The sequence below is a fragment of the Thiothrix unzii genome, from assembly GCF_017901175.1.
Taxonomy (GTDB): Bacteria; Pseudomonadota; Gammaproteobacteria; order Thiotrichales; family Thiotrichaceae; genus Thiothrix; species Thiothrix unzii.
In genome coordinates this window covers 748,125-774,322 of the sequence record NZ_CP072793.1, presented here as the reverse complement: position 1 = coordinate 774,322, position 26,198 = coordinate 748,125, and the positions used below count along the sequence as shown (strand labels likewise).

The 26,198-nt window shown below is 50.8% G+C and carries 24 protein-coding genes and 1 tRNA gene; 11 read left to right on the top strand and 14 right to left on the bottom strand.

Annotated elements, in window-relative coordinates; all coding sequences use genetic code 11:
- Nucleotides 1–40: 40 nt before the first annotated feature.
- Nucleotides 41–127, top strand: a tRNA-Leu gene (locus tag J9260_RS04090).
- A gap of 72 nt (nt 128–199) precedes the next feature.
- On the opposite strand, the gene J9260_RS04085 is transcribed toward J9260_RS04090, so the two are convergent.
- Both J9260_RS04085 and J9260_RS04080 read right to left on the bottom strand, forming a co-directional pair.
- On the bottom strand, nt 200–1,360 hold the full coding sequence (locus tag J9260_RS04085) for a glycosyltransferase (protein ID WP_210219775.1): 1,161 nt from the start codon (nt 1,358–1,360) through the stop codon (nt 200–202).
- Nucleotides 1,361–1,621: 261 nt separating this feature from the next.
- Nucleotides 1,622–3,793, bottom strand: a complete 2,172-nt coding sequence (locus tag J9260_RS04080) for a PhoX family protein (protein WP_210219774.1) — start codon at nt 3,791–3,793, stop codon at nt 1,622–1,624.
- A 175-nt stretch (nt 3,794–3,968) separates the two neighbouring features.
- On the opposite strand from J9260_RS04080, the gene J9260_RS04075 reads away from it, so the two are divergent.
- Together J9260_RS04075 and J9260_RS04070 are read left to right on the top strand one after the other, a co-directional pair.
- The gene (locus J9260_RS04075) at nt 3,969–4,784 is read left to right on the top strand and encodes an RMD1 family protein (protein ID WP_210219773.1); all 816 of its coding nucleotides are present in this window, start codon (nt 3,969–3,971) and stop codon (nt 4,782–4,784) included.
- A 4-nt stretch (nt 4,785–4,788) separates the two neighbouring features.
- On the top strand, nt 4,789–5,118 hold the full coding sequence (locus J9260_RS04070; protein WP_210219772.1) for a DMT family transporter: 330 nt from the start codon (nt 4,789–4,791) through the stop codon (nt 5,116–5,118).
- A gap of 16 nt (nt 5,119–5,134) precedes the next feature.
- On the opposite strand, the gene J9260_RS04065 is transcribed toward J9260_RS04070, so the two are convergent.
- The 3 genes from J9260_RS04065 to J9260_RS04055 form a co-directional block, all read right to left on the bottom strand.
- The gene (locus tag J9260_RS04065) at nt 5,135–5,863 is read right to left on the bottom strand and encodes an esterase family protein (protein WP_210219771.1); all 729 of its coding nucleotides are present in this window, start codon (nt 5,861–5,863) and stop codon (nt 5,135–5,137) included.
- Between the two features lie 78 nt (nt 5,864–5,941).
- On the bottom strand, nt 5,942–6,901 hold the full coding sequence (locus tag J9260_RS04060) for an acetylxylan esterase (protein ID WP_210219770.1): 960 nt from the start codon (nt 6,899–6,901) through the stop codon (nt 5,942–5,944).
- 132 nt (nt 6,902–7,033) lie between these two features.
- Entirely contained in the window at nt 7,034–8,830 is a 1,797-nt protein-coding gene (locus J9260_RS04055; protein ID WP_210219769.1) for a pyruvate kinase, read from the bottom strand.
- A gap of 173 nt (nt 8,831–9,003) precedes the next feature.
- Here J9260_RS04055 and J9260_RS04050 point away from each other — a divergent pair, with 173 nt between their 5' ends.
- Nucleotides 9,004–10,044 carry a PstS family phosphate ABC transporter substrate-binding protein gene (locus tag J9260_RS04050; RefSeq protein WP_210219768.1) on the top strand — a complete coding sequence of 347 codons (1,041 nt, stop codon included), beginning with the start codon at nt 9,004–9,006 and terminating at the stop codon, nt 10,042–10,044.
- A gap of 133 nt (nt 10,045–10,177) precedes the next feature.
- Here the strand turns inward: J9260_RS04050 and J9260_RS04045 are convergent, their stop codons facing one another.
- From J9260_RS04045 to J9260_RS18765, 6 genes are all read right to left on the bottom strand, one after another.
- Nucleotides 10,178–10,984: a UDP-2,3-diacylglucosamine diphosphatase gene (locus tag J9260_RS04045; RefSeq protein ID WP_210219767.1), complete on the bottom strand. Its 807-nt coding sequence runs from the start codon at nt 10,982–10,984 to the stop codon at nt 10,178–10,180.
- Nucleotides 10,935–11,633, bottom strand: coding sequence for a class I SAM-dependent methyltransferase (locus J9260_RS04040; RefSeq protein ID WP_210219766.1), 699 nt, complete (start codon nt 11,631–11,633; stop codon nt 10,935–10,937). Before J9260_RS04040 ends, J9260_RS04045 begins: the two co-directional genes overlap by 50 nt.
- A 2-nt stretch (nt 11,634–11,635) precedes the next feature.
- On the bottom strand, nt 11,636–12,850 hold the full coding sequence (locus J9260_RS04035) for a BtaA family protein (RefSeq protein WP_210219765.1): 1,215 nt from the start codon (nt 12,848–12,850) through the stop codon (nt 11,636–11,638).
- Nucleotides 12,851–13,035: 185 nt separating this feature from the next.
- Nucleotides 13,036–13,173 carry a hypothetical protein gene (locus J9260_RS04030; protein ID WP_210219764.1) on the bottom strand — a complete coding sequence of 46 codons (138 nt, stop codon included), beginning with the start codon at nt 13,171–13,173 and terminating at the stop codon, nt 13,036–13,038.
- On the bottom strand, nt 13,149–13,754 hold the full coding sequence (locus J9260_RS04025) for a transcriptional regulator (protein WP_210219763.1): 606 nt from the start codon (nt 13,752–13,754) through the stop codon (nt 13,149–13,151). Before J9260_RS04025 ends, J9260_RS04030 begins: the two co-directional genes overlap by 25 nt.
- 140 nt (nt 13,755–13,894) lie before the next feature.
- Entirely contained in the window at nt 13,895–14,023 is a 129-nt protein-coding gene (locus J9260_RS18765) for a hypothetical protein (protein WP_281419448.1), read from the bottom strand.
- Between the two features lie 83 nt (nt 14,024–14,106).
- Between J9260_RS18765 and J9260_RS04020 the strand changes: the two genes are divergently transcribed.
- The 7 genes from J9260_RS04020 (at nt 14,107) to phoR (ending at nt 21,387) form a co-directional block, all read left to right on the top strand.
- Complete coding sequence (locus J9260_RS04020; protein ID WP_210219762.1) at nt 14,107–14,916, top strand: GNAT family N-acetyltransferase; 810 nt, start codon at nt 14,107–14,109, stop codon at nt 14,914–14,916.
- A gap of 97 nt (nt 14,917–15,013) precedes the next feature.
- Nucleotides 15,014–16,405: a phosphate ABC transporter permease subunit PstC gene (gene pstC, locus J9260_RS04015; RefSeq protein WP_210219761.1), complete on the top strand. Its 1,392-nt coding sequence runs from the start codon at nt 15,014–15,016 to the stop codon at nt 16,403–16,405.
- Between the two features lie 11 nt (nt 16,406–16,416).
- Nucleotides 16,417–17,700: a phosphate ABC transporter permease PstA gene (pstA, locus tag J9260_RS04010; RefSeq protein WP_210219760.1), complete on the top strand. Its 1,284-nt coding sequence runs from the start codon at nt 16,417–16,419 to the stop codon at nt 17,698–17,700.
- A 76-nt stretch (nt 17,701–17,776) separates the two neighbouring features.
- Nucleotides 17,777–18,664 carry a phosphate ABC transporter ATP-binding protein PstB gene (pstB, locus tag J9260_RS04005; protein WP_246499625.1) on the top strand — a complete coding sequence of 296 codons (888 nt, stop codon included), beginning with the start codon at nt 17,777–17,779 and terminating at the stop codon, nt 18,662–18,664.
- A gap of 23 nt (nt 18,665–18,687) precedes the next feature.
- On the top strand, nt 18,688–19,395 hold the full coding sequence (phoU, locus tag J9260_RS04000) for a phosphate signaling complex protein PhoU (protein ID WP_210219759.1): 708 nt from the start codon (nt 18,688–18,690) through the stop codon (nt 19,393–19,395).
- A complete protein-coding gene (gene phoB / locus J9260_RS03995; RefSeq protein WP_210219758.1) occupies nt 19,388–20,092 on the top strand; it encodes a phosphate regulon transcriptional regulator PhoB in 705 nt (234 codons plus the stop codon). Before phoU ends, phoB begins: the two co-directional genes overlap by 8 nt.
- Nucleotides 20,092–21,387: a phosphate regulon sensor histidine kinase PhoR gene (gene phoR, locus J9260_RS03990; protein ID WP_210219757.1), complete on the top strand. Its 1,296-nt coding sequence runs from the start codon at nt 20,092–20,094 to the stop codon at nt 21,385–21,387. The genes phoB and phoR overlap by 1 nt, the downstream gene beginning before the upstream one ends.
- Here phoR and J9260_RS03985 read toward each other — a convergent pair.
- From J9260_RS03985 to J9260_RS03975, 3 genes are read right to left on the bottom strand one after another with little or no spacing between them, the layout of a single operon-like run.
- Nucleotides 21,384–24,107 (bottom strand): ABC transporter substrate-binding protein, encoded by a 2,724-nt coding sequence (locus J9260_RS03985; protein ID WP_210219756.1) that lies wholly within the window; start codon nt 24,105–24,107, stop codon nt 21,384–21,386. The genes phoR and J9260_RS03985 overlap by 4 nt on opposite strands.
- Complete coding sequence (locus J9260_RS03980) at nt 24,100–25,362, bottom strand: inorganic phosphate transporter (RefSeq protein WP_210219755.1); 1,263 nt, start codon at nt 25,360–25,362, stop codon at nt 24,100–24,102. Before J9260_RS03980 ends, J9260_RS03985 begins: the two co-directional genes overlap by 8 nt.
- Nucleotides 25,363–25,374: 12 nt before the next feature.
- Entirely contained in the window at nt 25,375–26,052 is a 678-nt protein-coding gene (locus J9260_RS03975; protein ID WP_210219754.1) for a TIGR00153 family protein, read from the bottom strand.
- Nucleotides 26,053–26,198: the final 146 nt, after the last annotated feature.

Below are 26,198 nucleotides of genomic sequence, written 5' to 3'. Positions count from 1 at the left end.
ATGTAAAAAACATCCCTATAATGCGCCTCCACGACATCCTGCCGGGATGGCGGAATCGGTAGACGCAGCGGATTCAAAATCCGCCGATGGTAACATTGTGCGAGTTCGAGTCTCGCTCCCGGCACCAAATTCATAGTCTGGCTCACACCGGACTAATAAAAAAGCTCAAGTCTTAACAACTTGGGCTTTTTTTATGTTCTCAACCTCGCTTCGCGTTCAATGTGTCCTGATAAAATGCCAGCAACTTTTCCGCCTGCGCGGTATGTGACCAAGTAGCAGCGTACTGACGAGCCTCCTTGGCTTTTTGCGCATGTAACGTCTTACCTATCATCAAACGCTTCACTTGTGCTGCAAACGACGCGGCATTTTCCGGCGCAACTAAACCACCGATACCTGCCCCAATCACATCCTTTGTACCCAGTACCGCCGTTGAAACCACCGGCGTGCCGCACGCCATTGCCTCTAATAACACCAGACCTTGGGTTTCAGTCCGCGAAGCAAAGACAAATACATCAGCCGCTTTGTAACAGGCTTGCAAATCACCGTCACGCCGCAAATAGCCCATGAAACGTACATTCTGCTCCAAGCCACTCCGCTGAACCTGAGCGTGCAGGGATTTTTCAGCAGGGCCTTCGCCGGTAATCAGCAGCAATACATCCGGTAATGAGGGCAACAATTGCTCAACAACTTCCAGTAAAAAGCCGATGTTTTTCTCAAATGCTACCCGCCCTACAAACAACAATAACGGGCGATCCGCAGCCAAACTGTGATGTTGACGAAATGCCGCTCCATCACCGCTATCAAACATTCGCAAATCCAGACCCGTCGGTAACACAGCCATTGGGGTGGTAATGCCGTAATTTTCCAACACCTGCTTCATTGCGGTGGACGGCACTACCAAGGCATCCAAATCTGCGCATTGCGTCCGCGAAAACCGCCGTGCGACATAACGCAGCCACGACTTCGGCAACCAAGGAATGTAGTTGTAGAGGTATTCCTCGAAAAACGTGTGGTAAGTCGCTACCACAGGTAGCTTGAGTTTACGGGCAAGTTTTAACCCGGCGTAATGCGCCACAAACGGGGTATGGATGTGAATAATGTCGTAATGTTCCGCCTGTAACTCCGCCGTCAAACGATGAATATGGCGGATGCGCATCATGCGGTCTTCCGGGTCAATAATCACGCCCCGCGAAGCAATACGGATAATGCCTGCCTCATCTTCCACGGCTTGCCCATAATCCGGGGCAATCAACGTGACACTGTGCCCTGCCGCCTGCAATGCTTGCCGGAACGCTTGGATCGAGGTGGAAACGCCGTTGACACGCGGGAAATATACGTCGGAAACCATCAATATACGCATGACTCTTGAACCTTGCTGGATAAGTGCTTCAAGACTCTATTACATTTGCGTTAAGGTATTATTTCATCAGGCTGAAATTTTTGATGAGGCGTATTTTCTTACCATGTTTCGTGACAAGTAACACCTTCTTCATGATATTCCGATGATACATGCAGCGTGATGATTAGATGATTGGTGCTAAGCAAGGGGTAAGCCCGGCATTGCACCGGGCTATCATCTTAAAGACATGGGAGAGGTAATTATCGTTAACGTCCGTCAGTTTTAGACGGCAATTTTACCGCCATCATTGCGGGTAATGACCACGGTTGCGGAGCGTGGGCGGGCGTTGCCACCATCAGGCCAATGGCTGGTCATATTGCCATCGGTTGCCCAAGTTTCGCTGCTATTTTCGCCGGGATGCTGAATGTTGATAAACAGTGCTTTGCCATCCGGGGTTTCTGTCATGCCGGTAATTTCACAATCTTTTGGCCCCACAAGAAAGCGGCGCAAATTATCGCCCGGTTGCTTGCCAACACGAGTATTCACGTCCTGATCTGCACCATTATTAGTGGCTACGGCTTTATTGGTCAGCGTCGTTGACACGCCGTCACCAACCTGCCCCGGAATCGCTGCCAACATCATGCAGTTAGTGGTATCGGTGTAATAAGCATCATCCGTTTGCACCCACAAAAGCCCCGGATTTACCGCGCTAAACCACAAACCATCAGGGCTGGAAAAATCATTATCTGCGGTCAACTGAGAAATATTGGTGTCCACAGCAGCGGATGCAGGTGCACCGAACAAATAAACATCCCACTGAAACTGCGTAGCTGCGTGATCATTGCTGGCTTCGCGCCAACGGATAATGTGTCCGTTAAGATTGCCCGCAACGGCTTTTTCACCTTTGACACCGTTGTAATAACGTGGATTAGCCGCATCCAAAGGTGTTGCTACCCCGCGTCCATTTTTCTCAGAAACATTATTGGTCAAGGTCATGTAAACCTCGCCGTTCAGCGGATTAATCGCGCCCCATTCCGGGCGATCCATTTTAGTTGCACCGACCGCATCCGCAGCAAGCCGGGCATGAATCAGCAAATCCGCCGCATCATTGAAAGCGTAGTCGGGGTAAGCAGTAATCGCTTTATTGTCCATTGCCAGCAATAACCACGCTCCCGTGCCATCAGCGTTAAATTGAGCAACGTATAATTTTCCGGCATTCAAATATTTATCGCCCGCAGCCATGCCGCCGTTAGCATCAGCTTCGTTCCACAGCGCATCCGACACGTATTTGTAAATATATTCATTGCGTGAATCATCCCCCATATAAAACACCACTGGCTTTCCCGCAGTTACTGGCGCAGGCCACGCACCTTCGTGGGCAAAACGCCCTAATGATGTGCGCTTTTTGGGTGTTTCATCAGGCTTGAAGGGGTTAATTTCGACTACCCAGCCAAACGTATTGGCAATATTGCGGAAATCTTCTGCCGCAGTCGCACCGCTAACCCCTGTATTCCAACGACGGTATAAGTCGGAACTATCATTTGCACCAGCACGCGCCCAGTTATAACGCCCGGAGGTATCACCTTTGATACCGTAACGTTTAAAACCTGCCAACTCTTTCGGAGTACGCACGCTGTCATCTTCGCGCCGGTAGAAATATTCTGCCCAGTTTTCTTCACATGTCAGGTAAGTACCCCACGGGGTATAACCATTAGCACAATTATTAACCGTGCCTCGCGTTTGTTGACCCGTGGGTGAAAATGCGGTTTTCATTGCGTCACTACCGGCTGCAATGCCAGCCAATTCAAACAGCGTTGCGGCAGTAATCCGGCGATTCAACGGATTTTCTGGATTAATCCGATAACCCGTTGCAGTTTTAGTAACTTCGACCACCGTAACGCCGTGAGCTGCCACTTCTTTACCAATTTCTTGAGTGGGACGTTGATTGGTACTGTCTTTACCATAATCCGTCGCCCCTGCCGGATGCATAAAGCCTAAATCTTCCGCAACTTCATGGTTAATACACAGCAAGCCCCGTTGCGCATTGCTTGCATCCCAACCGTTACCGGCGGCATTCAAGCCGAAATAAAACAAGCCATCGTGGTGGTCGCCTGCACGGTTATTAAAATCATGGTCTGTGCCATCGTTTTTATACGCAGTCACTCCGGCTTTAAGCGGGTCACCTGTCGCTAATAACACCGTTGCGGTATAGCCTTCAGGAACACTGAGCACGTCAGCAACACTTTTCGCGACAGGTTTAAACGTCAACGCCAAGCTTTGTGCTGGAACGTCGGCAACGGTTTTTTCCGCCGTATCACAACCACTTAAGCCAGCCCCCAACACGGATGCGGTCATCAAGTAAAAACCGCCTTTAAGTAAGTGACGACGACTCAGCCGTGCCTGTAATACTTGTTCAAAGGTCAGATTATTAGACGTGTTGTGTACGTCGCTCATGCCGAAATCCTCTTGTCACACTTAAAGTTATTCCGTCGTGCAGACTACGCGCTATTGTTGACGTATTTGTTTCATTTAGATTAAGAAATGATGTCAGTCATCGCCAAACAAACTATTCACCTTTACCATGCATAGGTAATCAACCTGCAACCCGATAACCAAACAGAGTATTCGTGTGAATAACGTCACCTTGAACTTACAAAATACCGTGCAGATTCGTGTGCGTGCCGCATTAATCGGTAGTCGCATTGACGCAAAACCGTTTCGTGCGGATGAAACGCTTGCCATTAACCCACTGACGGTGGCGATTCCCGGCGGGGGCTGTGTCGTCCTGTTTCGCTATGGGGTGGTAGTATTTTTTGGCATGAACAGTGAGCAAGAAACCCAATTTTTAGAACGACTGTTACCTTTGACCAATGAACCGCGCACTTGGCCTGACGATGAATTGATCGAGGTACGCATTGATACCGAACAGCTCGAAGGTGTGGATGCGCAAGGGTGTTTGTGGTTACACGACACCTCTATTCAACGCTTGCAATTGGTAGCCGAAATGCTGGCGCGTAGCTCCGTGCTATCCGATGATGAAGCGCGGGTGGCGAAAACCTTTGAGCAAATTGAACCGTTGGCACAGAACTTAAGCAAAGGCGGGCACGGTGGGCGTAAACGGCATGAATTACTCAGTTACATTGGTGATTCACTGCTCAGCCAGCAACGCATGGTGGGACGTGCAGAAGTCGCTGAAAAACCGGATTTATTATGGGAACGCCCCGAATTGGAAGGCTTGTATTTGCGTTTAGAGGATGAATTCGAGCTTCGCGAACGCCACCTTGGCCTAGAACGCAAGCTGCAAGTCATTTCTAACACCGCTGAAACCTTGTTAGATTTATTGCAAACTCGGCAAAGCCACCGCGTCGAATGGTATATAACTATCTTGATTGTGGTAGAAATTGGCTTAACACTCTACGAATTATTTTTTCGCGGGCAACATTAAACTTATGGCTTACTTTTACCTTACACTCGCCATTATTGCTGAAGTTATCGCCACCAGTTCACTACGAGCTACCGAAGAATTCACCAAACCGATTCCCACCTTGATTATGGTAATCGGTTACGGGCTGGCATTTTATTTCATGACACTGGCATTACGCACTCTGCCACTGGGGTTCACTTACGCCGTATGGTCGGGCTTAGGCATTGTACTGATCAGCGTTATTGGCATTATTTTTTACGACGAACGCTTGGATTTAGCTGCCGCACTCGGCATGGGCATGATCATTGCTGGAGTCATGATCATCCAATTATTCTCGAAAATCGTGAAACATTGAGCGGCGTAGTGTGCAATTACAAATACAATGTTGCCATGCGCCGCCAATAGTAACCACGGTGCGCCCGCTCGTCCCATTCGTGCAACTGATGGCGAATACCCTTGCTATGCAAAATATGGCTGAGATGGTGGTTATTGCCCAGAAATGGATCTTCTTTACCAATCACCAACACAATATCCATTTGCCGCAAATGATGCAGCCGCCAGTCGCAATGCAAATCCGGTAAAAAGTGGGTAGGCGTGTGAAAATAAATGTCGTTGTCGTAATAACCATCAAACAAATTAGTGAAACTTTCCACCTGCATGGTCAAGTCGTAACGCCCGGAAAATGCTGCCAATTTTTGGAATAAATGCGGATGCCGAAACGCAATATTGGCAGCATGAAACGCCCCCAGACTACACCCGTGCGCAATGGTGCAAGGGTGGTGGTTCTTGTGCTGCATAAACGGCAGCACTTCATGCAGAATGTATTCTTCAAAACGAATATGATAGCGGATACGTTCAGCCGGATGTTTCCAGAAACAGTACAGTGACTCATGATCAAGGCTATCCACGCAAAACAGTTGCAACTGCCCCGCCTCAATTTTATGGGCAAGCTGTTGCACCACGCGCAGTTTTTCATACTCGTAAAAACGCCCGTCACGGGTAGGAAATACCAGCACTTTCGCACCGGCATGTCCAAATACCAACAATTCCATCATGCGCCCGACACGGGCACTGTACCAACGGTGATATTCCCTGCGCATCCTGCACCTAAATTGCGTACTCACATGAGTGGCACAATAAACAGGCAATATTGCAATTTGATGACTGACAAACCCCTATCACAAGCGTGAGAAAAACTCTTCCAGTTCCCCCTGTAATGCCTGTTCCTGTGCAGCTTGTTGCGGGTAGGCAAAATGCCCCGCATCCAACGTAAACAGCGATTTTTCACCAGGCAGTGCGTTGTAAATAGCAAACTGCCCCGGTGGCGCAACTGCCGGGTCAAACAATGCAGCGGCTACGTGCATCGGTTGCCGGATGAAAGTGGCAGCACTGGCAGCGTCGTAATATTGCAAGGTTGCCAGCACGTTACCGTGTTGCTGCTGATAGCGTTGCACTGCCGCCCCACTACCAATAGTCGGTAATTGCAAACGTAACGGCTGATTACCAAACGTGGGAACATTCAAATGCGCCCGCTGGATACGCGGCTCCCAGGGCAAGGCCAATGCACCAATCCCGCCCCCGAAACTGACACCCGAATAACCAATATGCCCTTGCGTGGCCGGAAACAACATTTGCATGGACGACACCGCCAGCCACACATCATCCACGCAGCCGCCAATAATGTATTGTTGCGGCTTGTCGATGTCATGCAAGACATGGAAAGCAGGGTTGGTGGAAATAGGCGGGTGCTGGCTACGAGCCAAGCCCCGGAAACACGGAAATAGTAGCGCGGCTCCCTTCGGGCATAAACGGTAATCCGGTCCATCACAACCACCGTAGCCGTGTCCGAACACCATTCCCCGCGTGACGGGCTGGTCTTGCGGAATCAGCACCCAACCCCGGATAACCACATGATCGGTAGAAAAATAGCGCAGGCTATAGACTTCAAAACCCGCGTGTGACGTACCCGTATGCCTAATTCGCGGGCAAGGATGCACCTGCAACGCTCGCGCATAGCGTGCTTGCCAGAATTCGCGGAAATCCGTTGGTGCAAGTGGTGCACCAACATTCAGCAGTTCATCCAGTGAATAATCATAACTGGGATCAAAAGCAAAACCATGAGTAAAACTGGCTGGCATCCGTGCTCCTTTATCAAGCTATGGAAACCTGCGTTATACCCTATTTTGCTTCATACACGCACAATGGAATTTTCCCCATCCACACCGTTTAGCGCGTAACCATATGTTTCTAATAAATTTTTATGCCCAAGCTCATAAACCTGCATTTCGGCATACGCTTAAGGGGCGCATCATCAGCCGTCGCTTATGGTAATGGTTGCCCATACGTTGCAGGATGCCATCCAGAAAACGCACGGTTTCTACGATATTCGGCCCTTTGTTCAACATGGCGCACTCGGCGCGAATGCTCATGGCGGCATCAGAAACTTCCGCACGGGATGGCGCACCTTTTTTCGCCATGCCCTCCAAGATTTGAGTAGCCCAAATGACCGGAATATGGGCGGCCTCGCACAACCAGAGGATTTCCTCCTGTACTTCCGATAAGCGTTCAAAACCCACTTCTACCGCTAAATCTCCCCGCGCAATCATGACTCCAATGTGAGGCGAGCGCATGGCTGTCAGCAAAATCGCAGGCAAATTCTCAAAAGCAGCACGGTTTTCAATTTTGAGGATGATCCCGGTTTCCGGGATGCCTAAACGTTGAAAATGTTGCTGCAAATCCGCCACGTCTTGCGGTGAGCGCACGAAAGACAAGGCAACCATATCCACTTTGCCAGCCATTGTTTCCAAATCAGCCAAATCCTTAGCCGTTAATGCGGGTAACTCAAAAATGGTATCGGGGAAGTTAATACCTTTTTCCGCCCGCAATTTCGCACCGCCGGGTGGGGTTTGAGTAATACGCACAAGGATTTCCGCGCCATCATTGTGTTCAACTATCCCGCCGATTTTGCCATCGTCGAGCCACACGGGCTGGCCTGCCTGCACCACATCAAAAGCTTGCTCCAAAGTACAGTGGATACGTGCGGGTGAGCTGCTACCCGGTTTATTTTCACGGGTTAGCGTCAGATAGTCGCCGCACTGTAAAACCAGTGGCAGGGTTACTTCGTGAACATCCGTCAGCCTGCCCTTGCCCAGCTTGTCACCGTTACGCATGAAAAAAAGTGGGGTGTCTTCCACCAAATAAATGGTTTGGTTGGTTTCGACCAAACGGGCGTGCTGGTGTTCGGCAACAATGGTTAATTCACGATTGGCCTCGCGCGTATCGTTTAACAGGATGGAATCCCCGATGCGAGTCTCTGCCAAGACATCGCCACTCACCGTTAAACTGGGAATATCATGTATCACCGCATCGTCACCGGGAGGGATTAACCAAACCCGCGCGGGGGTTTGCACCTGCCCAAATAAGTCGCGGACAGGTTTCAGTTTTAATACCCGCCCCGCAGCACCCAACGCACCGGTACGGAGTTTTGGCCCTGCTAAATCCAATTGAGTTTTGCACAGAGTATGCGTTTGGGATTCAGCCAGTCGCAGATTGCCAATCATTTGCTGCCAAGTGTCGGCATTATCGTGGGCGCAATTAATACGCATCACATCCATGCCTGCTTCCAATAAATCACTGAGCAACTTATGTCCATCCGCTGCTTCGGTGGGCATTGTGACCATAATGCGGGCTTCACGTTGGTTGGGGCGTTTTCCAAACAATGAACAACTGGCTTGCTCCAATAGCTGCTGACTTTCGGTGACGTGGATAGGAGCTATGGGCGCAACGGAAGGGGTGCAACCATGCAAGCATTCCAAGGCGGCAATCACGCTATTGAGGGTTGCCAGCGTATGGGCTTCAAGGATACCGAGGGAGCTTAAACCGCGTTCAATCAAGGCAAGTTGTACGTCACGCAGTTCATGACTACGCAAAGCCAAATAGTGCAATAAATTTTGTGCCGACAGAACGTGGTTGGGATGAATATTTCCCCTGTCGGGATGTTCTTCTGAAAAATCAACCGCTTGTTCACGTAACCGGCGCAAGCGGTGCAGTAAGTCGTTATCATCCATCGACTGAATTCCATTTTTGGGGACTTTAATATTATGCCGTCATTGTGGCAATTTAATGACAGCCGACGAGATGATGCATGTCATCAATTATTAATATATATGCCATAAAAGTTTCATAGAAACGCTCTACGATTCGCGCAAATCCACTCGGATTCTTTTTAAGGAGCTTTTAAATGAAACAACTCACATTGGCAGTCGCACTGGGCTTGGTCGCTGCATCTGGCGTAGCACAAGCACGCGATAGTATCGAAATCGTCGGTTCTTCCACCGTATTCCCTTTCAGTACGGCTGTTGCTGAACAGTTTGCTAAAAAAAGCGGCGGTGCTGCCCCTAAAGTAGAATCCACTGGTACTGGTGGTGGTATGAAATTGTTCTGCGCAGGTGCAGGCATTGAAACGCCAGACATCACCAACGCTTCCCGCCGCATGAAAAAAGGCGAAATGGAAACCTGCATCAAAAATGGCGTTACCGATGTTACTGAAATCAAAATCGGTTATGACGGTTTGGCTATCGCACAATCCAAAACTGGCGAGCCAATCAACCTGACAGCACGCGAACTGTTCTTGGCTGTTGCTAAAGAAATCCCAATGCCAGATGGCACGTTTGTTCCAAACACTTACCAAACTTGGAAAGACGTTAACCCTGATCTGCCAGCGCACGAAATCGAAGTTATCGGGCCACCACCAACTTCCGGTACACGCGACTCTTTCGTAGAACTGGGCATTGAAAAAGGCTGCTTGATGTTCCAAGGCATCCCTGCCCTGAAAAAGAAAGACGAAAAGATGTTCAAGGAAAAGTGCCACACCCTGCGTGAAGATGGCAAATTCGTTGAAGCTGGCGAAAACGACAACCTGATCGTACAAAAGCTGCAAGCTAACCCTAAAGCGGTTGGCGTATTTGGTTACAGCTTCCTCGAACAGAATGCTGACTCTCTGAAAGCCGTTTCAATCAATGGTGTCGTACCAACGCCAGAAACAGTTATTGGCGGTCAATACCCAATGGCGCGTTCTATGTTCATCTACGCTAAGAACAGCCACGCGGGTCAAGTTGCTGGCTTGAAAGAATTCTTAACTGAATTCACTAGCGATACAGCAATGGGTGCAGACGGCTATTTGGCTGACAAAGGCTTAATTCCTCTGCCAGCAGGCGATTTGAAAGCTTCTCAAGATGCAGCAGCCAACATGAAAACGGTTTCTGTTAGCTCTCTGAAATAAAAAAGTCTCTTCATCTTGATGAGATTGAAGGGGACGGTTACTCGTCCCCTTTTTTTATTTTCACAAAAAACACAAGCAAAAATAAAGGGCGGAAATCCGCCCCAATCTTTCCCCAGTACTTTTCTTTTTACTGTTATACAACCACTGCATTGGTTGGAATTAATGCATCTATTTGTTTTACTGAATCATTTACCGCACTCCAACGCACCACATGCAAACTTCCATCCCACTCTTCCACCAGTGCGGTACAACTTTCGACCCAATCGCCATCGTTGCAATACAACACGCCATCAATATCGCGGATTTCAGCATGGTGAATATGACCGCAAATAATCCCATCCAACTGACGTTTCTTGGCCTCTTTTGCCAACGTTTCCTCGAATGCCGAGATGAAATTCACCGCCGACTTGGTTTTGTGCTTAAGGTAAGCCGAGAGTGACCAATACGGATAACCCATGCGCCGCCGCAAACGGTTATACACATTGTTCACCACCAGTAAACGCTCGTAAACCCAATCCCCCACCACCGCCAGCCACCGCGCAAACTGCATCACGCCATCGAACTGGTCGCCATGCAGCACCAAAAACTTGCGCCCATCGGCCGTGGTATGCACCACTTCGTCTTCCAGACTGATCGCCGTAATCCGGTGATGGATAAATGGACGCAAAAACTCATCGTGATTGCCGCTGACATAAGTCACTTGCGTGCCGCGTTGCGCCCGTTCAAACAGCAAGTGCAAAATCTGGTCGTGGAACGTATCCCAATACCAGCGTTTGCGCAGTGCCCAACCGTCGATAATATCGCCGACCAAATACAAATGATCGGCTTGATTGTGTTGCAGGAAATCGAGCAAGAACTCGGCTTTGCACCCACGCGAACCGAGGTGCGTATCAGAAATCCAGATACTGCGATATTTGCGGAAGTTCTGGTTGATGGTCATTGGGAATCCCCCCTTTCTGGTAATGCGCAAGCATCGCGTAACGCCCACTTAGGTGGCGGATACGCAATTGGTCATGGTGACGGGCTGCCATTTGCTCCAAATACGCCGGGACTGCCGGATCAGGGTGGACGTTGAACCAATCCAACCACTGCAACAGCAGCTTGCGAAACCACGCGGGCATGGTTTGCTGGTCGGAAAAATCCACCACATGCAAACAACCACCGGGTTTAAGGATGCTCAAGGCATGTTCCAGCGCATCCTGCCAACCGGGGATCATCGACAGCACATACGAAAACACAATGTGATCAAACGGTTTTTCCAGCCCAAAACTGGTGTGGTCGACCTGCCCCGCCAAGCCTTGCTGCAAGGTAATTTGTTGTGCATACAAGGTGTTACGCAAATTATCGCGGGCAGTGTCGAGCATCATCGCCGACGCATCCATGCCGTAGAGTTTGGCGTGCGGATGGCGGTAAGCCAGCTTGGTTAAATTACGCCCCGTGCCACAGCCGATTTCCAGCAAGGTTTCACCCGACTGCAACGGGATTTCCGCCAGCAAGGCATCGCGCCCCAGCAAATAATACTTGCGCGACAAGTCGTAAACGTACCGCTGGTAACGGTACTGCTGATCCATTTTCTGTGCGGCATCCATCGTCAATCAGCCTTACGGTAGAGGTGGAAACCACCGTAAATCGCCGAACGGTCTTGCTGGAACAGTTGCGCGGAAAGCTCGGCTTCGTACACAAACTGGCTGCGTAACTCGGCGGGCAACGCGGCTTCCAACGGTGATTCGGCGGCGGCGGTACGGAAGATAATGCGCGTCCCCGGCTTGCCCACACGAGCAACCTGCGTCCATAACTGAGTGAGGACTTCATCCGTCATCCAGTCCTGTGCATCGAGGAACACGAAACGGTCGTAACTGTGCGGGGCTTGCTGCTCAAGGAAGTCGATCATGGAACCGAGGTGCGTATCGACCTTGCCCAACTGGCTGTGGATAGCGTCGTAGTTTTCGGCTTTCAGGTAATCGGGAATCGCCTGACGCTTTTCATGATCGTAGCTGTGGCTAAAACCTTGCCATGCAAAATAATTGGTCTGAATTGGGGTATCACACGCCAAGCGTTCGACACGCTCGCGGTATTGCTCAATCAGATTGCCTTGCTCTTTCATCGCCTTGTATTGCTGTGGCGGAATGCCGAGGCTGAACACCGACATCGGCAATTTGCCCAAAAACTTCACCAGTTTATTGTCGAAAAACGGCGCAATGTGCTGGCTAAAAATCGCTTTCTGTTCGTACAAACTGGTGGCAGTGAGGAGCTTTTCGGGGTGGTAATTGGTGCGGCGGGCAATCCAATGCAAGAAGCGCATGAAGTAGCCAAAGCGCGTTTGCCGATACAGCCCGTCACGGAACATATGAATCCGCTTTTGCCCCAAAATGCTGCGGCCTTGCCAAAATCCATCCAACGCATCATCCAAATGCGGGCGGATGTATTGCTCGTAATGCGCCGGATTGGTATCGCGGTCAGCGTAACCAAAGAAATCGTAGAAGGTGGCGTGATTTGGCAAATGTTTCATTGCTGCCAGCTTCAAGCGCGTCAAGGACAAATGGTAGGGATTCAGGTCAATCGCGGTGATATGCGCAGGGCTTGCGGTCAAGTAATTCAACACGTTACAGCCGCCCGAAGCAATTGTCAGTACGCGGCTTTCCGAAGTCAGTTGCAAGGCTTGCATGTCAACCGTGGGGTCTTCCCAAATCTGGTTGTAAATGAAGCTATTGAACCAAAAACTGAACAAACGTTGCTGCATCCCCATCAAGGACGTGGGGGCATGTTGATGCACAGCATCGCGCATTGCGTCGGAAATACCTGCCATGAAACTCTCGCTAACAAAATCTAATCGTGGGCTTGAGGCTAAGGCTTGGGAATGACGGCAAAATGACGGTTATATGATGGTTGTGTTATGGGTTTCGCATCAGCGGGGATGTGCTAACAGCAACTCGTGCCCCCGCAACCGCTTTGAAGATTTGCAACCACTCGCTTCATTGCTGACGGATGCGGTTAGACAGGCGCGAATGCCTCCACAATCTGCAACAGCTCCTTCGTAATCACGATGAGTTCCTGCGACAGTTGCGGGGTAATGTCTAACTGGCCTTCGTATTCCGCTAGATTTCTCAGTTTGTGGCACTTATCCAGCACACACCATTTTCACCTTTTATCCAGAGTTTGGGCTGTGCCAAAACGCGGGTGATGAATGCGTTATTGCCGTGCAGTTTATCGCGGATTTGTTGGGCGGTGTAGATGGTCGGGTTAATCGGTCTGCCCACAGTGGGTTCTGCTTCAATCAGGGCGGTCATGAGGGTGGCGTAGGGCAATGTGTCGCTGATCACCATCAGGTCGATGTCGCTGCTGGCGGTGTCTTGTTGTTTGGCAACTGAGCCGTAGATGAAGGCTTGCTCAATCTGCGCATCCAGCGGTAGCAGGGCTGTTTTGATCACGTCGGCAATGCCAAAGGTTTTGCGGGTGATGCCGAGCAATTCGCTGTAAATGGGGCTGTCCGGGTTGGCTTGGTAGTGGTTCTGGTTGCCGATGCGTTTGATGGTGAGCAAGCCAGCGGCGGTCATCCGCTCCAGTTCGCGCTTGACCGTGCCTTTGCCGATATTCGCCAGCCGCACGATTTCATTCAGGTAAAAGCTCTGATCCGGCTTGCCGAAGAGCGTGGCTAATACACGCTGCTGGGTTTTGGTGAACAAGGCATCGGCGATGCTGGTGGTATTCATGATATTCATCCGAAAAAGTCCCTTAGTGGGTACTATAGGTCTTGAATTGGGACTTTTCAATGGGAGTGTAGCGCAACGATACCTACCGAAAAACAATCATTCGTGATTTGCGAATAGCGAATGGTATTTGGAGGGCGGAATCAGCCGTGCGCTACCTCATTCAACGCTTCGGTAATCACTTCTTCGCTGACACCGTGGCGTTTCAGGCTGGATAGCAATCCCGATTTGCCAGAGTAGGATAGGTTGTAAATGGGGCTGCTTACATACATTTAACCTTCCTGCAAAATAACCGTCATTCCCCTGTCACACACCTTTCATAAGCTGGCGCGATATTATGAAAGGAGTGCAACCTATGACCGCCGCTATTCACCACGACAGCCACCAAAACTTACGCCCGCATCTGCCGCAATTGCGGGTAGAACTCGCTGCCACCCCCGCTGATGTGTACGCATCGCAACGCCTGCGCTATGAAATCTTCGCTAAAGAGCAAGGCGCACAGCTAGAAAGTGCCAGTGAAGGCATCGACCGTGACCATTACGACGACTACTGCCATCATTTGCTGGTGCGTCGCACGGATAATAATGCAGTGGTTGGTTCCACCCGCATTCTCACCACCCCGAATGCGCGGAAAGCGGGCAGCTTTTACTCCGAAAATGAATTCGACCTGCGCGGCCTGTTCCCGCAACTCAAAGGCAACGCCATTGAAATCGGGCGCACCTGCATTCACCCCGACTTCCGCAATGGCGCGGGCATCGGCATGTTGTGGTTAGGGTTGGCGCAATTCATGGAAATGCACCGTGTCGACTTCATGTTCGGTTGTGCCAGCATCAGCATGAACGACGGCGGTGCGCAAGCCTCAGCGATTATGCAGGAAGCCCGTGCCAACAACATCGCCCCCGCCGAACTGCGCGTCAAACCTTTAATGCATTTACTGCCCACGCAACCCGCTGCTAAAGTGAATATGCCACCACTGCTGAAAGCCTACCTGAAACTCGGTGCGTGGGTAGCGGGCGAACCGTGCCTCGACCCTGATTTCAACGTCGCTGATATTTTCATCCTGCTGGACGTGAACAATCTCAATACCCGTTATCACCGCCATTTTGTGCAAGGCAGTTTGCAACGCCGTCCGGTAAGCGACGTGGGTTTATTACAAGCTGCATAAAAGCATTATCAGTTTGTAATAATACTGTCATATTACGCGCCTACAATCCGAGCCGCGATCTTTCAACCTGACCGAACAGTCCCAATCAGGAGTTTTCATGAGTACCTTGGGTATCTTGCTGACGCTAACGGTGTTAGCGGCATTCAGCTATTACATCGGCCGCAAACGCTCTCTCGCACTCGCCACCCCGGTGAAGCGTGGCGGTAATGACCTGCATTCCTTGCCTAGTTACTACGGGTATCTGGTGGTGATCTGGGCGATTGTTCCTGCTTTGTTGGTGTTTGTATTGTGGTCAAGTTTGGAAAAGCCGCTGTTAACCTCCAGCATAATGTCGCACTTGCCTACGGAATATCAGGGTAAATCGGCTGATGAGCTGAGTCTTGTCACCAACCGTATCCACAATCTGGCAAATGACCCAGCGCAACTGGCGACGGCTGACCCCACACTCAAAGCAGCCGCTGAGGAATATCAGCAAATGCAATCCCTGAGCAATACCATCAAAACGGTGCTAGTGCTGGCGTTAGCGATTGCAGGGATATTCATTGGCTTGCGTTACGTCAAACCCAAAACCCGCGCGCGTAATCAGGTGGAACGGGTGGTGCAGTACATTATGATTGGCTGCGCCTCCATCGCGATTTTGACCACGGTGGGGATTGTGTTCTCGGTCTTGTTTGAATCGATTCGCTTTTTTGGACACGTCAATATTTTTGACTTTATCTTCGGCACACACTGGAGTCCGCAAACCGCGCTGCGGGCAGACCAAGCGGGCAGTTCTGGGGCATTCGGTGCGGTTCCTTTATTCGTTGGTACGTTGCTGATCTCCTCCATCGCTTTACTGATTGCAGTTCCCTTGGGTTTGATGTCGGCGATTTACTTATCCGAATACGCCAGCCCCATGATGCGGGCTTACGCAAAACCTGCGATGGAAATTCTGGCTGGTATTCCAACCGTGGTTTACGGCTTCTTTGCCGCACTAACGGTTGCCCCGATGATTCGCGGACTCGGTGAAAGCGTGGGTTTAAGCGTGGCCTCGGAAAGTGCCTTAGCCGCTGGCATTGTAATGGGCGTAATGATCATCCCGTTCATGTCCTCTTTGTCTGACGACATTATCAATGCAGTGCCGCAGGCCATGCGCGACGGCTCTTATGGCATGGGTGCTACCAAGTCGGAAACCATCAAGCAAGTCGTGTTACCGGCAGCGTTACCGGGGATTGTGGGCGCGTTTTTGTTAGCGGCTTCGCGGGCTATCGGTGAAACCATGATTGTGGTGATGGCGGCTGGTTTGGCGGCTAATATTTCCTTCAACCCCTTGGATGCTGTTACCACGATTACGGTGCAGATTGTGACCTTGCTGAAAGGCGACCAAGAATTTGACAGTGCGAAAACCTTGGCGGCCTTTGCCCTTGGCTTGAGCCTGTTTATTATCACTCTGATTCTTAACGTGCTTGCGTTGCATATTGTGCGCAAATACCGTGAACAATACGATTAACCGGAGGCTGTATGAGTACCACCAATACTGAAAAAGTTAAGGCCACATTGGCTAAGCGGTACGCACGGGAAAAACGTTTCCGCGCCTACGGTTTTATCTCGATTGCTTTGAGCATTATGTTTTTGGCGATTTTATTGCTGGATATTTTCAGCAAAGGCTTGCCTGCGTTCACTAGTACTTACATTAAGTTGGATGTGGTGTTGGATGCGCCAACCCTTGGGCTGGAGGCGAACCCTACGCAGGAACAATTGAATGCGGCGAATTACAACAAAGCCATCAATACCAGTTTAGAGACGCTATTCCCCGGTGTAGAAGAGCGTAAGCAAAAGAAAGCCCTGAAAGCGATGATTAGTGATGCGGCTGGATACACCCTGCGTGATCAAGTGGTAGCTGATCCCAGTTTGATTGGCACGACGCAATCGCTGTGGTTGCTGGCAGATGATGAAATCGACGTATTCCACAAAGGTGGGGTAGACCGCGCTTTGCCAGAAGCCGACCGCCGCATCAAGGATTTCCAGCTCACTTGGTTGGATAAACTGGAAGCCGAAGACCGTATTGAAAGCCAGTTCAATACCATTTTCTTTACGCACGGTGATTCGCGTGAACCGGAACAGGCGGGGATTATGAGTGCTTTAATCGGCTCGATCTACACCATGCTGGTAACACTATTACTATCCTTCCCGATTGGGGTAGCTGCGGCGATTTATCTGGAAGAGTTTGCACCCAAGAATAATTTCTGGGTGGATTTGATCGAGGTCAATATCAATAACCTCGCAGCCGTACCGTCGATTGTCTTCGGTTTGCTGGGGTTAGCGGTGTTTATCCAGTTCTTTGGCTCACCACGTTCCGCGCCACTAACGGGCGGTTTAGTCATGACCTTGCTGGTGTTACCGACCATTATTATTGCCTCGCGTGCCGCATTGCGGGCTGTGCCACCCTCCATTCGTGAAGGCGCACTGGGCTTGGGTGCATCCAAAACGCAATCGGTATTCCAAAACGTGTTGCCACTGGCGATGCCCGGTATTATGACTGGCGCAATCATCGGCATGGCGCACGCCTTGGGGGAAACCGCCCCGCTGCTGATGATCGGCATGGTGGCTTTCATTATGGATGTGCCTAGCGGTGTGACCTCCCCCGCTGCGGCCTTACCCGTGCAGATTTTCCTTTGGTCAGACAGCCCGGAACGTGCCTTTATGGAACGCACCTCGGCTGCCATTATCGTGCTGCTTGCTTTCCTGATTCTGATGAATTTGCTGGCAGTCATTCTCCGCAAGCGATTTGAGAGACGGTGGTAAGACCTAATCACTGCATTCATGGTGCATGACTATTAACCTGAACTCTTTTACCCTTTAACATGCGAAGGTAAATCTAATGACTGAAGCGACCATTGACATGACAACGACAACCGTACCTAAAGCTCATACTGCCACCAGTGGCGGACGCGAAGAATTTGCCCACACCATTAACGGCACCATTGGTAAGCCGTATCTGGATGGCAAAGACGCGAAATTTTTCTGCCGTGGCGTAAACGTATTTTACGCAGGCGCGAAACAAGCGATTTTCGATGTGAGCATGGACATCGGGCGCAATGAAGTAATCGCCATGATCGGCCCGTCTGGCTGCGGCAAATCCACCTTCCTGCGTTGCTTAAACCGTATGAATGACACCATTGCAGGCTGTAAAGTCACGGGTGACATCAAACTTGACGGTGAAGACATCCACGACAAAGAGCAAGACCCGGTATTGCTCCGCGCCCGTGTTGGCATGGTATTCCAAAAGCCGAACCCGTTCCCGAAATCCATCTACGACAACGTAGCGTATGGCCCGCGCCTGCACGGTCTGGCAGCCAATCGTGCCGAACTGGATGATATTGTGGAACAAAGCTTAATCAAAGCCGGTTTGTTCAAGGAAGTTAAAGACCGCCTGTTATCACCTGGCACTGGGCTTTCCGGTGGTCAGCAGCAACGTCTGTGCATTGCGCGTACCATCGCCGTCAGCCCGGAAGTGATCCTGATGGACGAACCAACGTCCGCGCTTGACCCGATTGCAACCGCGACTATCGAAGAATTGATTGACGAATTACGGGCAAGCTTTACTATTTGCATCGTAACCCACTCGATGCAACAAGCCGCGCGGATTTCGCAACGCACCGCTTACTTCCACATGGGTTATCTGGTTGAATTGAACGACACCAAAACCGTGTTCACCAACCCGCAACATCAATTAACTGAAAACTACATCACAGGCCGCTTCGGCTAAAGGCGGTACGGGGTATGGAAAAGATGAACACAACACAACATACGTCTCAAAAATACAATCACGAGCTGGAAGAAGCCCGTAGCAAATTGATGACAATGGGCGGCTTGGTCGAAGCGCAAGTCACCAATGCCATCAAAGCCTTGCTGGATCGTGACAGTGCTTTAGGTGAAAAAGTCGCGTATTCCGACCATGAAATCAACGCAATGGAAGTCGCCCTCGATGAACATTGCGCCGAAATCATTGCACGTCGTCAACCTACCGCCAGCGATTTACGCTTGCTGATCACCATTATCAAAGTCATTACTGACCTTGAGCGCATTGGTGACGAAGCCGAAAAAGTCGGGCGTTACGCAGTGGAAATGACAGAATCCGCTACCTACGGCGACTTGCACAATTCCTTGCGTCACTTGGGCGAACACGTCAAGGTCATGTTGGGCGATACACTGGATGCATTGGCGCGTTTGGACGTTGCCCAAGCCATGCAAGTGGTGAAAAACGACCAGCAAGTGGATGACGAATTCGATTCCATTACGCGCCAGCTCTACACCCGCATGTTGGAAGACCCGCGCTATATCAAAGACAGTCTGAACGTCACCTGGTGTGCGCGGTCACTGGAACGGGTCGGTGATCACTGCAAAAACATTTGCGAATACGTGATTTATCTGGTGAAAGGCAAAGATGTGCGCCACACCAATTTAGAAAGCATCCGCGAAGCGTTGTTGGGTGAGTAAGAAACGCATTCTGTGCATTGAGGATGAAGCCGCCATCCGGGGCATGATCCGCTTTTCGCTGGAGCGCGAAGGCTATTTGGTGATGGAAGCCGCTGATGCACGGGCGGCACGTGATCTGGCAGCAGACCAGTTACCCGACTTAATGTTGGTGGATTGGATGCTGCCGGATCTTTCCGGCCCCGAACTCATTCGGCGGTTTCGCAGTGACCCGCTGACCCGTGACATTCCGATCATTATGCTGACCGCCAAAAGCGAAGAGGATGACATGATCCACGGGCTGGATGCGGGTGCGGATGATTACCTGATCAAACCCGTGTCGCTCAAGTCCCTGAGTGCACGAATCAAAGCTCTGTTGCGCCGTACCGACGGTTTCGACGAGCTGCGGGTGATCAACGCCGGACGCTTGCAACTCAACCAAGATGCTCACCAATTGCGCATTGACGGCGCACCTGTGCATCTCGGCACGACCGAATACCGCCTGCTAGAATTTTTCATGCAGCACCCCGAAAAAGTCTATTCCCGCGCTCAATTGCTGGATTTTGTGTGGGGTCAAAATACCTATATCGAAGAACGCACCGTTGATGTGCATGTGCTACGCTTGCGCAAAACCTTGAAGACCTACGCCGCCGATAATGTGATTCAAACCATTCGGGGCGCAGGCTATTTGTTTAGTGCTACCGAAACAACAGGTGAATAATGGTCGTGGATTATTGGAGCGTCGAGCGTTACCGCTTTGGCCTAGTGATTGGCTGTGGTGCATTAGTCGCGTGGTTTACCCCCTACCCTTTAGTCATTATGTTGCTGGTATTGCTGGGCTATATCGGCTGGATGTTGCAGAAACTGTATCAACTGCAACGTTGGCTTACCAATGGGCAAAAGCCCGAAGAAATGCCGGATAGCGATGGCGCGTGGGAACAAATTGCTTACCTGTTCCACAAGTCGCAGCAAAAAAGTGCTGAACGTAAACGCAAACAACAGGAATTGCTTACCCGCTTTGATAATGTGCTGTCGGCGTTGCCGGATGCCGCCGTGTTGCTGGATGCCGACAATCACATTCAGTGGGCGAACAAATCCGCCGCTAAATTATTAGGCGTACAAGATGCTGCCGACCGTGGCAAACGCATTGACACGCTGTTGCGCAACCCGGATTTGCACAAATTGCTGGAAGAAAACAGCGAACGCAAAGTCACGCTTCCCTCGCCACGTAATAGTAACCTGACCTTACGGGCGCGGTTATTACCGTTGCAAGGCGGCTCCCGTGTATTAAGTGTGCGCGACATTAGCGAAGGCGTGCAATTGCAGAAAACCCGTAAAGCGTTCATTGCCAACGCTTCCCATGAATTACGTACCCCGCTGACGGTGCTAACCGGCTACATAGAGCTGTTTGAACAAGACCCGGAATTGCCGGAGTATTTACTCGGCCCCTTGCAGCAATCCCGCGAACAAGCCGCCCGAATGCAGCAAATCATCAGCGACATGCTGGCCTTGTCACGACTGGAAAGTCAGGAAACCACTCCGCTGATGGGCAACCGGATTGATGTACCGGCGATGCTGGAAAGCAGCATTCAAGCCATCCGCGATACTTTGGCAAGCGATACGCACCATTTGGAAACCCAAATCGAACCCGATTTATGCGTATGCGGCTCGGAAAAGGACATTAACAGCGTCATTACCAACTTGCTGGCAAATGCGGTGAAACATACCCCAGTCGGCACAACCATCCGCATTCATTGGGAAAGCACTGACGATGGGCAGGCGTGTTTGAGCATTATCGACAACGGCCCCGGCATTCCTGAAAAGCACTTGCCGCATTTGACCGAACGCTTTTACCGCGTGGATGAAGGGCGTTCGCGTGCCAGCGGTGGCACGGGTTTGGGGTTAGCGATTGTGAAACATGTGATGCAATGGCATAACGGCAAGCTGGCGATTACCAGCAAGCCGGGAAATACAGAGTTTAAGGCGTGTTTTCCGGCGAAACGGGTGTTGGATTAAACGACTCTCTCCGCCAGCCACCGCACTAACATCGCCCGCAATTGCGCCACATCAAACGGTTTCGCCAAATAATCGCTCATCCCACTGGCGAGGCAATGTTCACGGATTGTGGTCGAAGCATGAGCGGTCATCGCAATAATCGGCAAAGTTTGCCAACGCGGATTAGTCCGCAATTGACGGGTCAAGGCATCGCCCGTCATCCCCGGCATCTCAATATCCATTAACACCAGATCGAAGGTATTCGCCATCAATGCTGTCCGCGCTTGCGTAGCATTTTCCGCACGTTCGGTAACACAACCAAAAATGCGCAACAACTCTGTGCTGATCATCAGGTTTAATTCATCATCATCCACCACCAGAATCCTCGCGCCCTTGAGCAACGCCTTCGTGTCATCAGTGGCATGGCTTGGCTGTGTATCGGGCAACAGCGTAGAGGCAGCTTCACACTCAAAATCCGCACTGAAAGCGAATTCACTGCCCACGCCGGGAATGCTTTCCACGCTAATCGCGCCGCCCATCAACTCCACCAAATGGCGGCTGATGGATAAGCCCAAGCCCGCGCCTTTCACCGCTTCATGTTCGCCGGAATCAATCCGCACGAATGGCTCAAACAAGCTCTCACGCTGATTCGCCGGAATCCCGATCCCCGTATCCCGCACACTGAAGTGCAACCGAACTTTAGCCGCTGTGTGCGCTTGCAAGCTCACATGCAAAGAAATGCTGCCCTTATTGGTAAATTTAACCGCATTAATCAGCAAATTATTCAGCACTTGGCTCAAACGCAGCGGATCACCCACCAACACCGCCGGAATAGCGTCTTGCACCTCTAAACGAAACGCCAAGCCCTTGCCCGCAATAGGTTCTTGCACAATGTGCTGGACACTTTGCAGAATCCCGCGCACATTGAACGGTACTGGACGTAACACCACCTCCCCCGCTTCGATGCAGGAAAAATCCATCACATCTTCCACAATTCCCAGCAATAAGCGTGAGGAGCTATGCAGTTTTTCCGCGTAATCCCGCTGCTTACCCTGCAAACTTTCCTGTTGCAGCAATTGCGCCAAACCCGTGACTGCATTCAACGGCGTGCGGATTTCATGGCTGATATTGGCTAGGAAAATGGATTTGGCACGAGTCGCTGCATCGGCTTGTTCCTTAGCTTGCTGCAATTTCTGCTGAACATCGACCTGTGAGGTAATGTCCATGATCAAACCATCCAGCATCAGCGGCACACCATCTCCCGACCACTCCACACAGTGACCTTGATCCCACACCCAACGCCATGAACCATCATAATGCTTCATTCGATAATTCACACCGAATGACTGCCGCTGCGTAACAGCTACGGTGATTTCGTCCCACACATGTTGTTGGTCTTCGGGATGTATAAAGTCATTGAGTGCTACCCCTTTCTTTCCTTGCAAGTAATTAGCAGGACAACCGATAAGTGCCTCACACCCATCGCTGACAAACTCCATCGTCCATTCGCGATCATAGCGGCAACGGTAGGCCATTCCCGGTAGATTACTAATCAAGCTTTGCAAGGAACGCTGGCTTTCCTGCAATAAAAGCTCAATTTCTGCCTGAGCTTGTGTGGTCTGTTGTAACAGGGTGTTTTTCTCATGCAAACGCCCATTTACCCACGCCACTAAACCACTACCGACAAAGCCCAACAGTGCAACCACCCCAAACCCGCCGAGTATCCACCACAACCAGCGATAATCAGGTTTTTGATCAGGGTCATAGATAAAGCCATACAATTTGCTGGTGTCTTTGACCATCCCCAACTTGACGAAGGTATCCGCCATGCGCAGCCAGCGTTCCGAATTCATGTGACCGATTTTGACAATATCCGGCTTCACCAACTCGTGGATACGCGCCGCTTCAAACTGCAACGCCTCACGGTTCAACTGCGGGTAATGTTTCAGCAAAACCGTGATCACATCATTGGGATTTTCCAGCGCGTATTGCCAACCGCGCACCACCGCACGGCGTAACGCCGCCACTTGCGCGGGATGTTCTTCTAGGTGGCGTTCACTGGTAAACAAAGTATCGCCGTAAAAATCCACCCCGTAAGTGATTGGCTGGATATAGTGAATGTCGCGCCCCGCCTGCTTATTGAAGAAAGGCTCACTGGTCATATAACCGTAATCCGCATCCACCTGCCCGGACAGCAACGCGTCCATGCCCGGTCGATTCGGTTGCAATGCCAGCGCATCCAACGCCACCCCTTCGTTCACAAACATTGCGGCGATTTCCACAATCGGCTGCCCGCCGACCTGCATTCCAATGCGTTTGTAGGCTAAATCGTGCGGGGTGCGCAAACCTGCTTTGCCCTCGGTCATTAACATCGCGGGCGAATGCTGGAAAATACTCGCCAACGCCACCACCGGCTTGCCTTGCAAACGGTAGTACACCAATTCCCCCGCCTCAATCGCGTAGTCCGCCCGACCTTCCAACACCTCAATCAGCGGCGCAATGTCCGAACCACCAGGCAATAAGGTGACATCCAGCCCCTCCTCACGGAAAAAGCCGTATTCCAGCGCGGCATAATACCCCGCAAACTGGAACTGCGGCTGCCACTTCAATTGCACGATAACGGGTTCTAAAGGCGGTGCGGAAGCACCTACAGGCGAGAGCAACAAAGACAAGCAAGCCAGCAACGCCCAGCGACAAATCGCTAGGCTCGCTGGCTTGAACGATGAAATGTTCTTAAACAAATATCCCACGCAATAAATAGAAGAACATCACTGATAGTAACGCACCCGCAGGCAAAGTGACTACCCATGACATGAAAATACCGCCAACCACACGCAAATCAATGGCCGCAATGCCTCGCGCAAAGCCTACGCCCAGAATTGCCCCCACCAAGGTATGCGTGGTAGATACCGGAATCCCCGTATAGGAAGCCATAACAACCGTCATTGCTGTAGAAATTTCCGCCGAAAAACCCCGGCTAGGTGTCAATTCCGTAATATCATGCCCCACGGTTTCGATAACTTTGTAGCCGTAAGTCGCCAAACCAATGACAATACCGATAGCACCTACTAACAATACCCACGGTGGCACATTCGCTTTTGCTGCCATTGTGCCGCTTTGTGCCACATCAATCACCGCTGCCATTGGCCCTACGGCGTTGGCTACGTCGTTTGAACCGTGCGCAAATGCCATTGCCGAAGCGGTGAACACCATCAATACCGCGAATATTTTTTCCACATTCGCATAATGGAAACGCTTTTCCGCCTGTTGGTCAAACTTGACTTTACTGATCAGAATACGCCCAACCAAAGCAATCGCAGCACCAATCGCCACCGCGAGAACGAATTCCATGCTTTCGCTCAAATCCAAGCCAACGTGCTTCAAACCTTTTTTGGTGGTCAGCAATGACAGTACAAAACCCACTAAAAACAGATAGAAAGGCCCGTATTTAATCGCATTTTGCAATGGATTTTTGGTATTCATCACTAGCTTTTGAATGCTCATGAAGATCAAAAAAGCCACCACACCCGCAATTACCGGAGAAAAGACCCAGCTCACGGCGGTTGTCCCCACGGTGCTCCAGTTGACAGCATCAACGCCGACACCAACGGCAGCAAAACCCACAATCGCGCCCACGATACTGTGCGTGGTAGAAACCGGCCAACCGCGCATGGAAGCAATCAACAACCACGTACCCGCTGCCAGCAAGGATGCCAACATCCCCCACACCAACATTTCCGGGTTGGCATCAAAGGCACTCATATCCACCAAACCTTTACGGATGGTTTCGGTCACTTGCCCGCCCGCCAGATACGCGCCTGCAAACTCAAAAATCGCGGCAAGGATCAACGCCTGCTTAATCGTAATTGCTTTCGAGCCAACCGAAGTCGCCATCGCATTGGCAACGTCATTCGCCCCAATCCCCCACGCCATGAAAATCCCAAAAACAGCAGCGAGGGTGATATACACCATTGTGGTATCAGTAAAAAATTCCATGCCAATTCCCCTTTAACGTGCCAGCATCAGTTGTAAACGGCTACCCACACGTTGGGCATCATCAGCGACCCGCCCAGTCCACTCGATCAGGCGGTAAGTAAACATCACGTCGGTAGCTCGCAAACTATCTTCCAACGTAAACAATATGTTGCGTAATTCAATCTGGAACTCATCCGTCTCATGTTCAATGCGGCTCAATTCCTTGAGCATCTCCTCAACGTGCTCAACTTCCATGCCCCTAAAGCCGGTTTCCACCAACTCATCCAACTCATTGATCACCTCAAGAGCCTGCTTCACCGCTGCCACGCAACGTTGGGTATATTGCAAAAACAGCTCGCGCATGTTTTCCGGCAAACGCATTTTGCGCCCTACCACCATGCCTGCAATATCCTTGGCTTGATTGATGATCTGATCCTGCATCCACAATACGTCCAGCAAATCACGGCGATCTACCGGCATGAAAAAGCCGCGCGGCAAGTTGTGGCGCAAATCCTTTTTCATGTCGTCGGCGAGATGTTCGCTTTCAACGATAGCTTGATGTGCGGCGGTAATTTGCTGCTCATCGTCGCTATTCATCCCCTCTGCCAACATGACTAAATGCTTGATTCCTTTATAAACACAATACATGTGTTCCTGAAGGGGGCGAATCGGCGATTTACCGAACAAGCCCGCAATGTGGTTCCTAGGCATGACACTTACCTTTTCAAAGCTAGAAAAAAACCGGGATAGTATGAAGCCCTAGCTGCACAAGTAAAGGGCAAAGATGACAATTTGATTAAAAAATTCAAGACTCTAGCCAAGCTACCACCGGATAAACGGTAGGGTAGCTTGGCTAG

Excerpts from the sequence above, each read along its gene's own strand:
- J9260_RS04085 (WP_210219775.1), bottom strand. The coding sequence starts at position 1,360 with ATGCGTATATTGATGGTTTCCGACGTATATTTCCCGCGTGTCAACGGC.
- J9260_RS04080 (WP_210219774.1), bottom strand. The coding sequence starts at position 3,793 with ATGAGCGACGTACACAACACGTCTAATAATCTGACCTTTGAACAAGTA.
- J9260_RS04070 (WP_210219772.1), top strand. The coding sequence starts at position 4,789 with ATGGCTTACTTTTACCTTACACTCGCCATTATTGCTGAAGTTATCGCC.
- J9260_RS04065 (WP_210219771.1), bottom strand. The coding sequence starts at position 5,863 with ATGCGCAGGGAATATCACCGTTGGTACAGTGCCCGTGTCGGGCGCATG.
- J9260_RS04060 (WP_210219770.1), bottom strand. The coding sequence starts at position 6,901 with ATGCCAGCCAGTTTTACTCATGGTTTTGCTTTTGATCCCAGTTATGAT.
- J9260_RS04055 (WP_210219769.1), bottom strand. The coding sequence starts at position 8,830 with ATGGATGATAACGACTTACTGCACCGCTTGCGCCGGTTACGTGAACAA.
- J9260_RS04050 (WP_210219768.1), top strand. The coding sequence starts at position 9,004 with ATGAAACAACTCACATTGGCAGTCGCACTGGGCTTGGTCGCTGCATCT.
- J9260_RS04045 (WP_210219767.1), bottom strand. The coding sequence starts at position 10,984 with ATGACCATCAACCAGAACTTCCGCAAATATCGCAGTATCTGGATTTCT.
- J9260_RS04040 (WP_210219766.1), bottom strand. The coding sequence starts at position 11,633 with ATGGATGCCGCACAGAAAATGGATCAGCAGTACCGTTACCAGCGGTAC.
- J9260_RS04035 (WP_210219765.1), bottom strand. The coding sequence starts at position 12,850 with ATGGCAGGTATTTCCGACGCAATGCGCGATGCTGTGCATCAACATGCC.
- J9260_RS04025 (WP_210219763.1), bottom strand. The coding sequence starts at position 13,754 with ATGAATACCACCAGCATCGCCGATGCCTTGTTCACCAAAACCCAGCAG.
- J9260_RS18765 (WP_281419448.1), bottom strand. The coding sequence starts at position 14,023 with ATGTATGTAAGCAGCCCCATTTACAACCTATCCTACTCTGGCAAATCG.
- J9260_RS04020 (WP_210219762.1), top strand. The coding sequence starts at position 14,107 with ATGACCGCCGCTATTCACCACGACAGCCACCAAAACTTACGCCCGCAT.
- pstC (WP_210219761.1), top strand. The coding sequence starts at position 15,014 with ATGAGTACCTTGGGTATCTTGCTGACGCTAACGGTGTTAGCGGCATTC.
- pstA (WP_210219760.1), top strand. The coding sequence starts at position 16,417 with ATGAGTACCACCAATACTGAAAAAGTTAAGGCCACATTGGCTAAGCGG.
- pstB (WP_246499625.1), top strand. The coding sequence starts at position 17,777 with ATGACTGAAGCGACCATTGACATGACAACGACAACCGTACCTAAAGCT.
- phoU (WP_210219759.1), top strand. The coding sequence starts at position 18,688 with ATGAACACAACACAACATACGTCTCAAAAATACAATCACGAGCTGGAA.
- phoR (WP_210219757.1), top strand. The coding sequence starts at position 20,092 with ATGGTCGTGGATTATTGGAGCGTCGAGCGTTACCGCTTTGGCCTAGTG.
- J9260_RS03980 (WP_210219755.1), bottom strand. The coding sequence starts at position 25,362 with ATGGAATTTTTTACTGATACCACAATGGTGTATATCACCCTCGCTGCT.
- J9260_RS03975 (WP_210219754.1), bottom strand. The coding sequence starts at position 26,052 with ATGCCTAGGAACCACATTGCGGGCTTGTTCGGTAAATCGCCGATTCGC.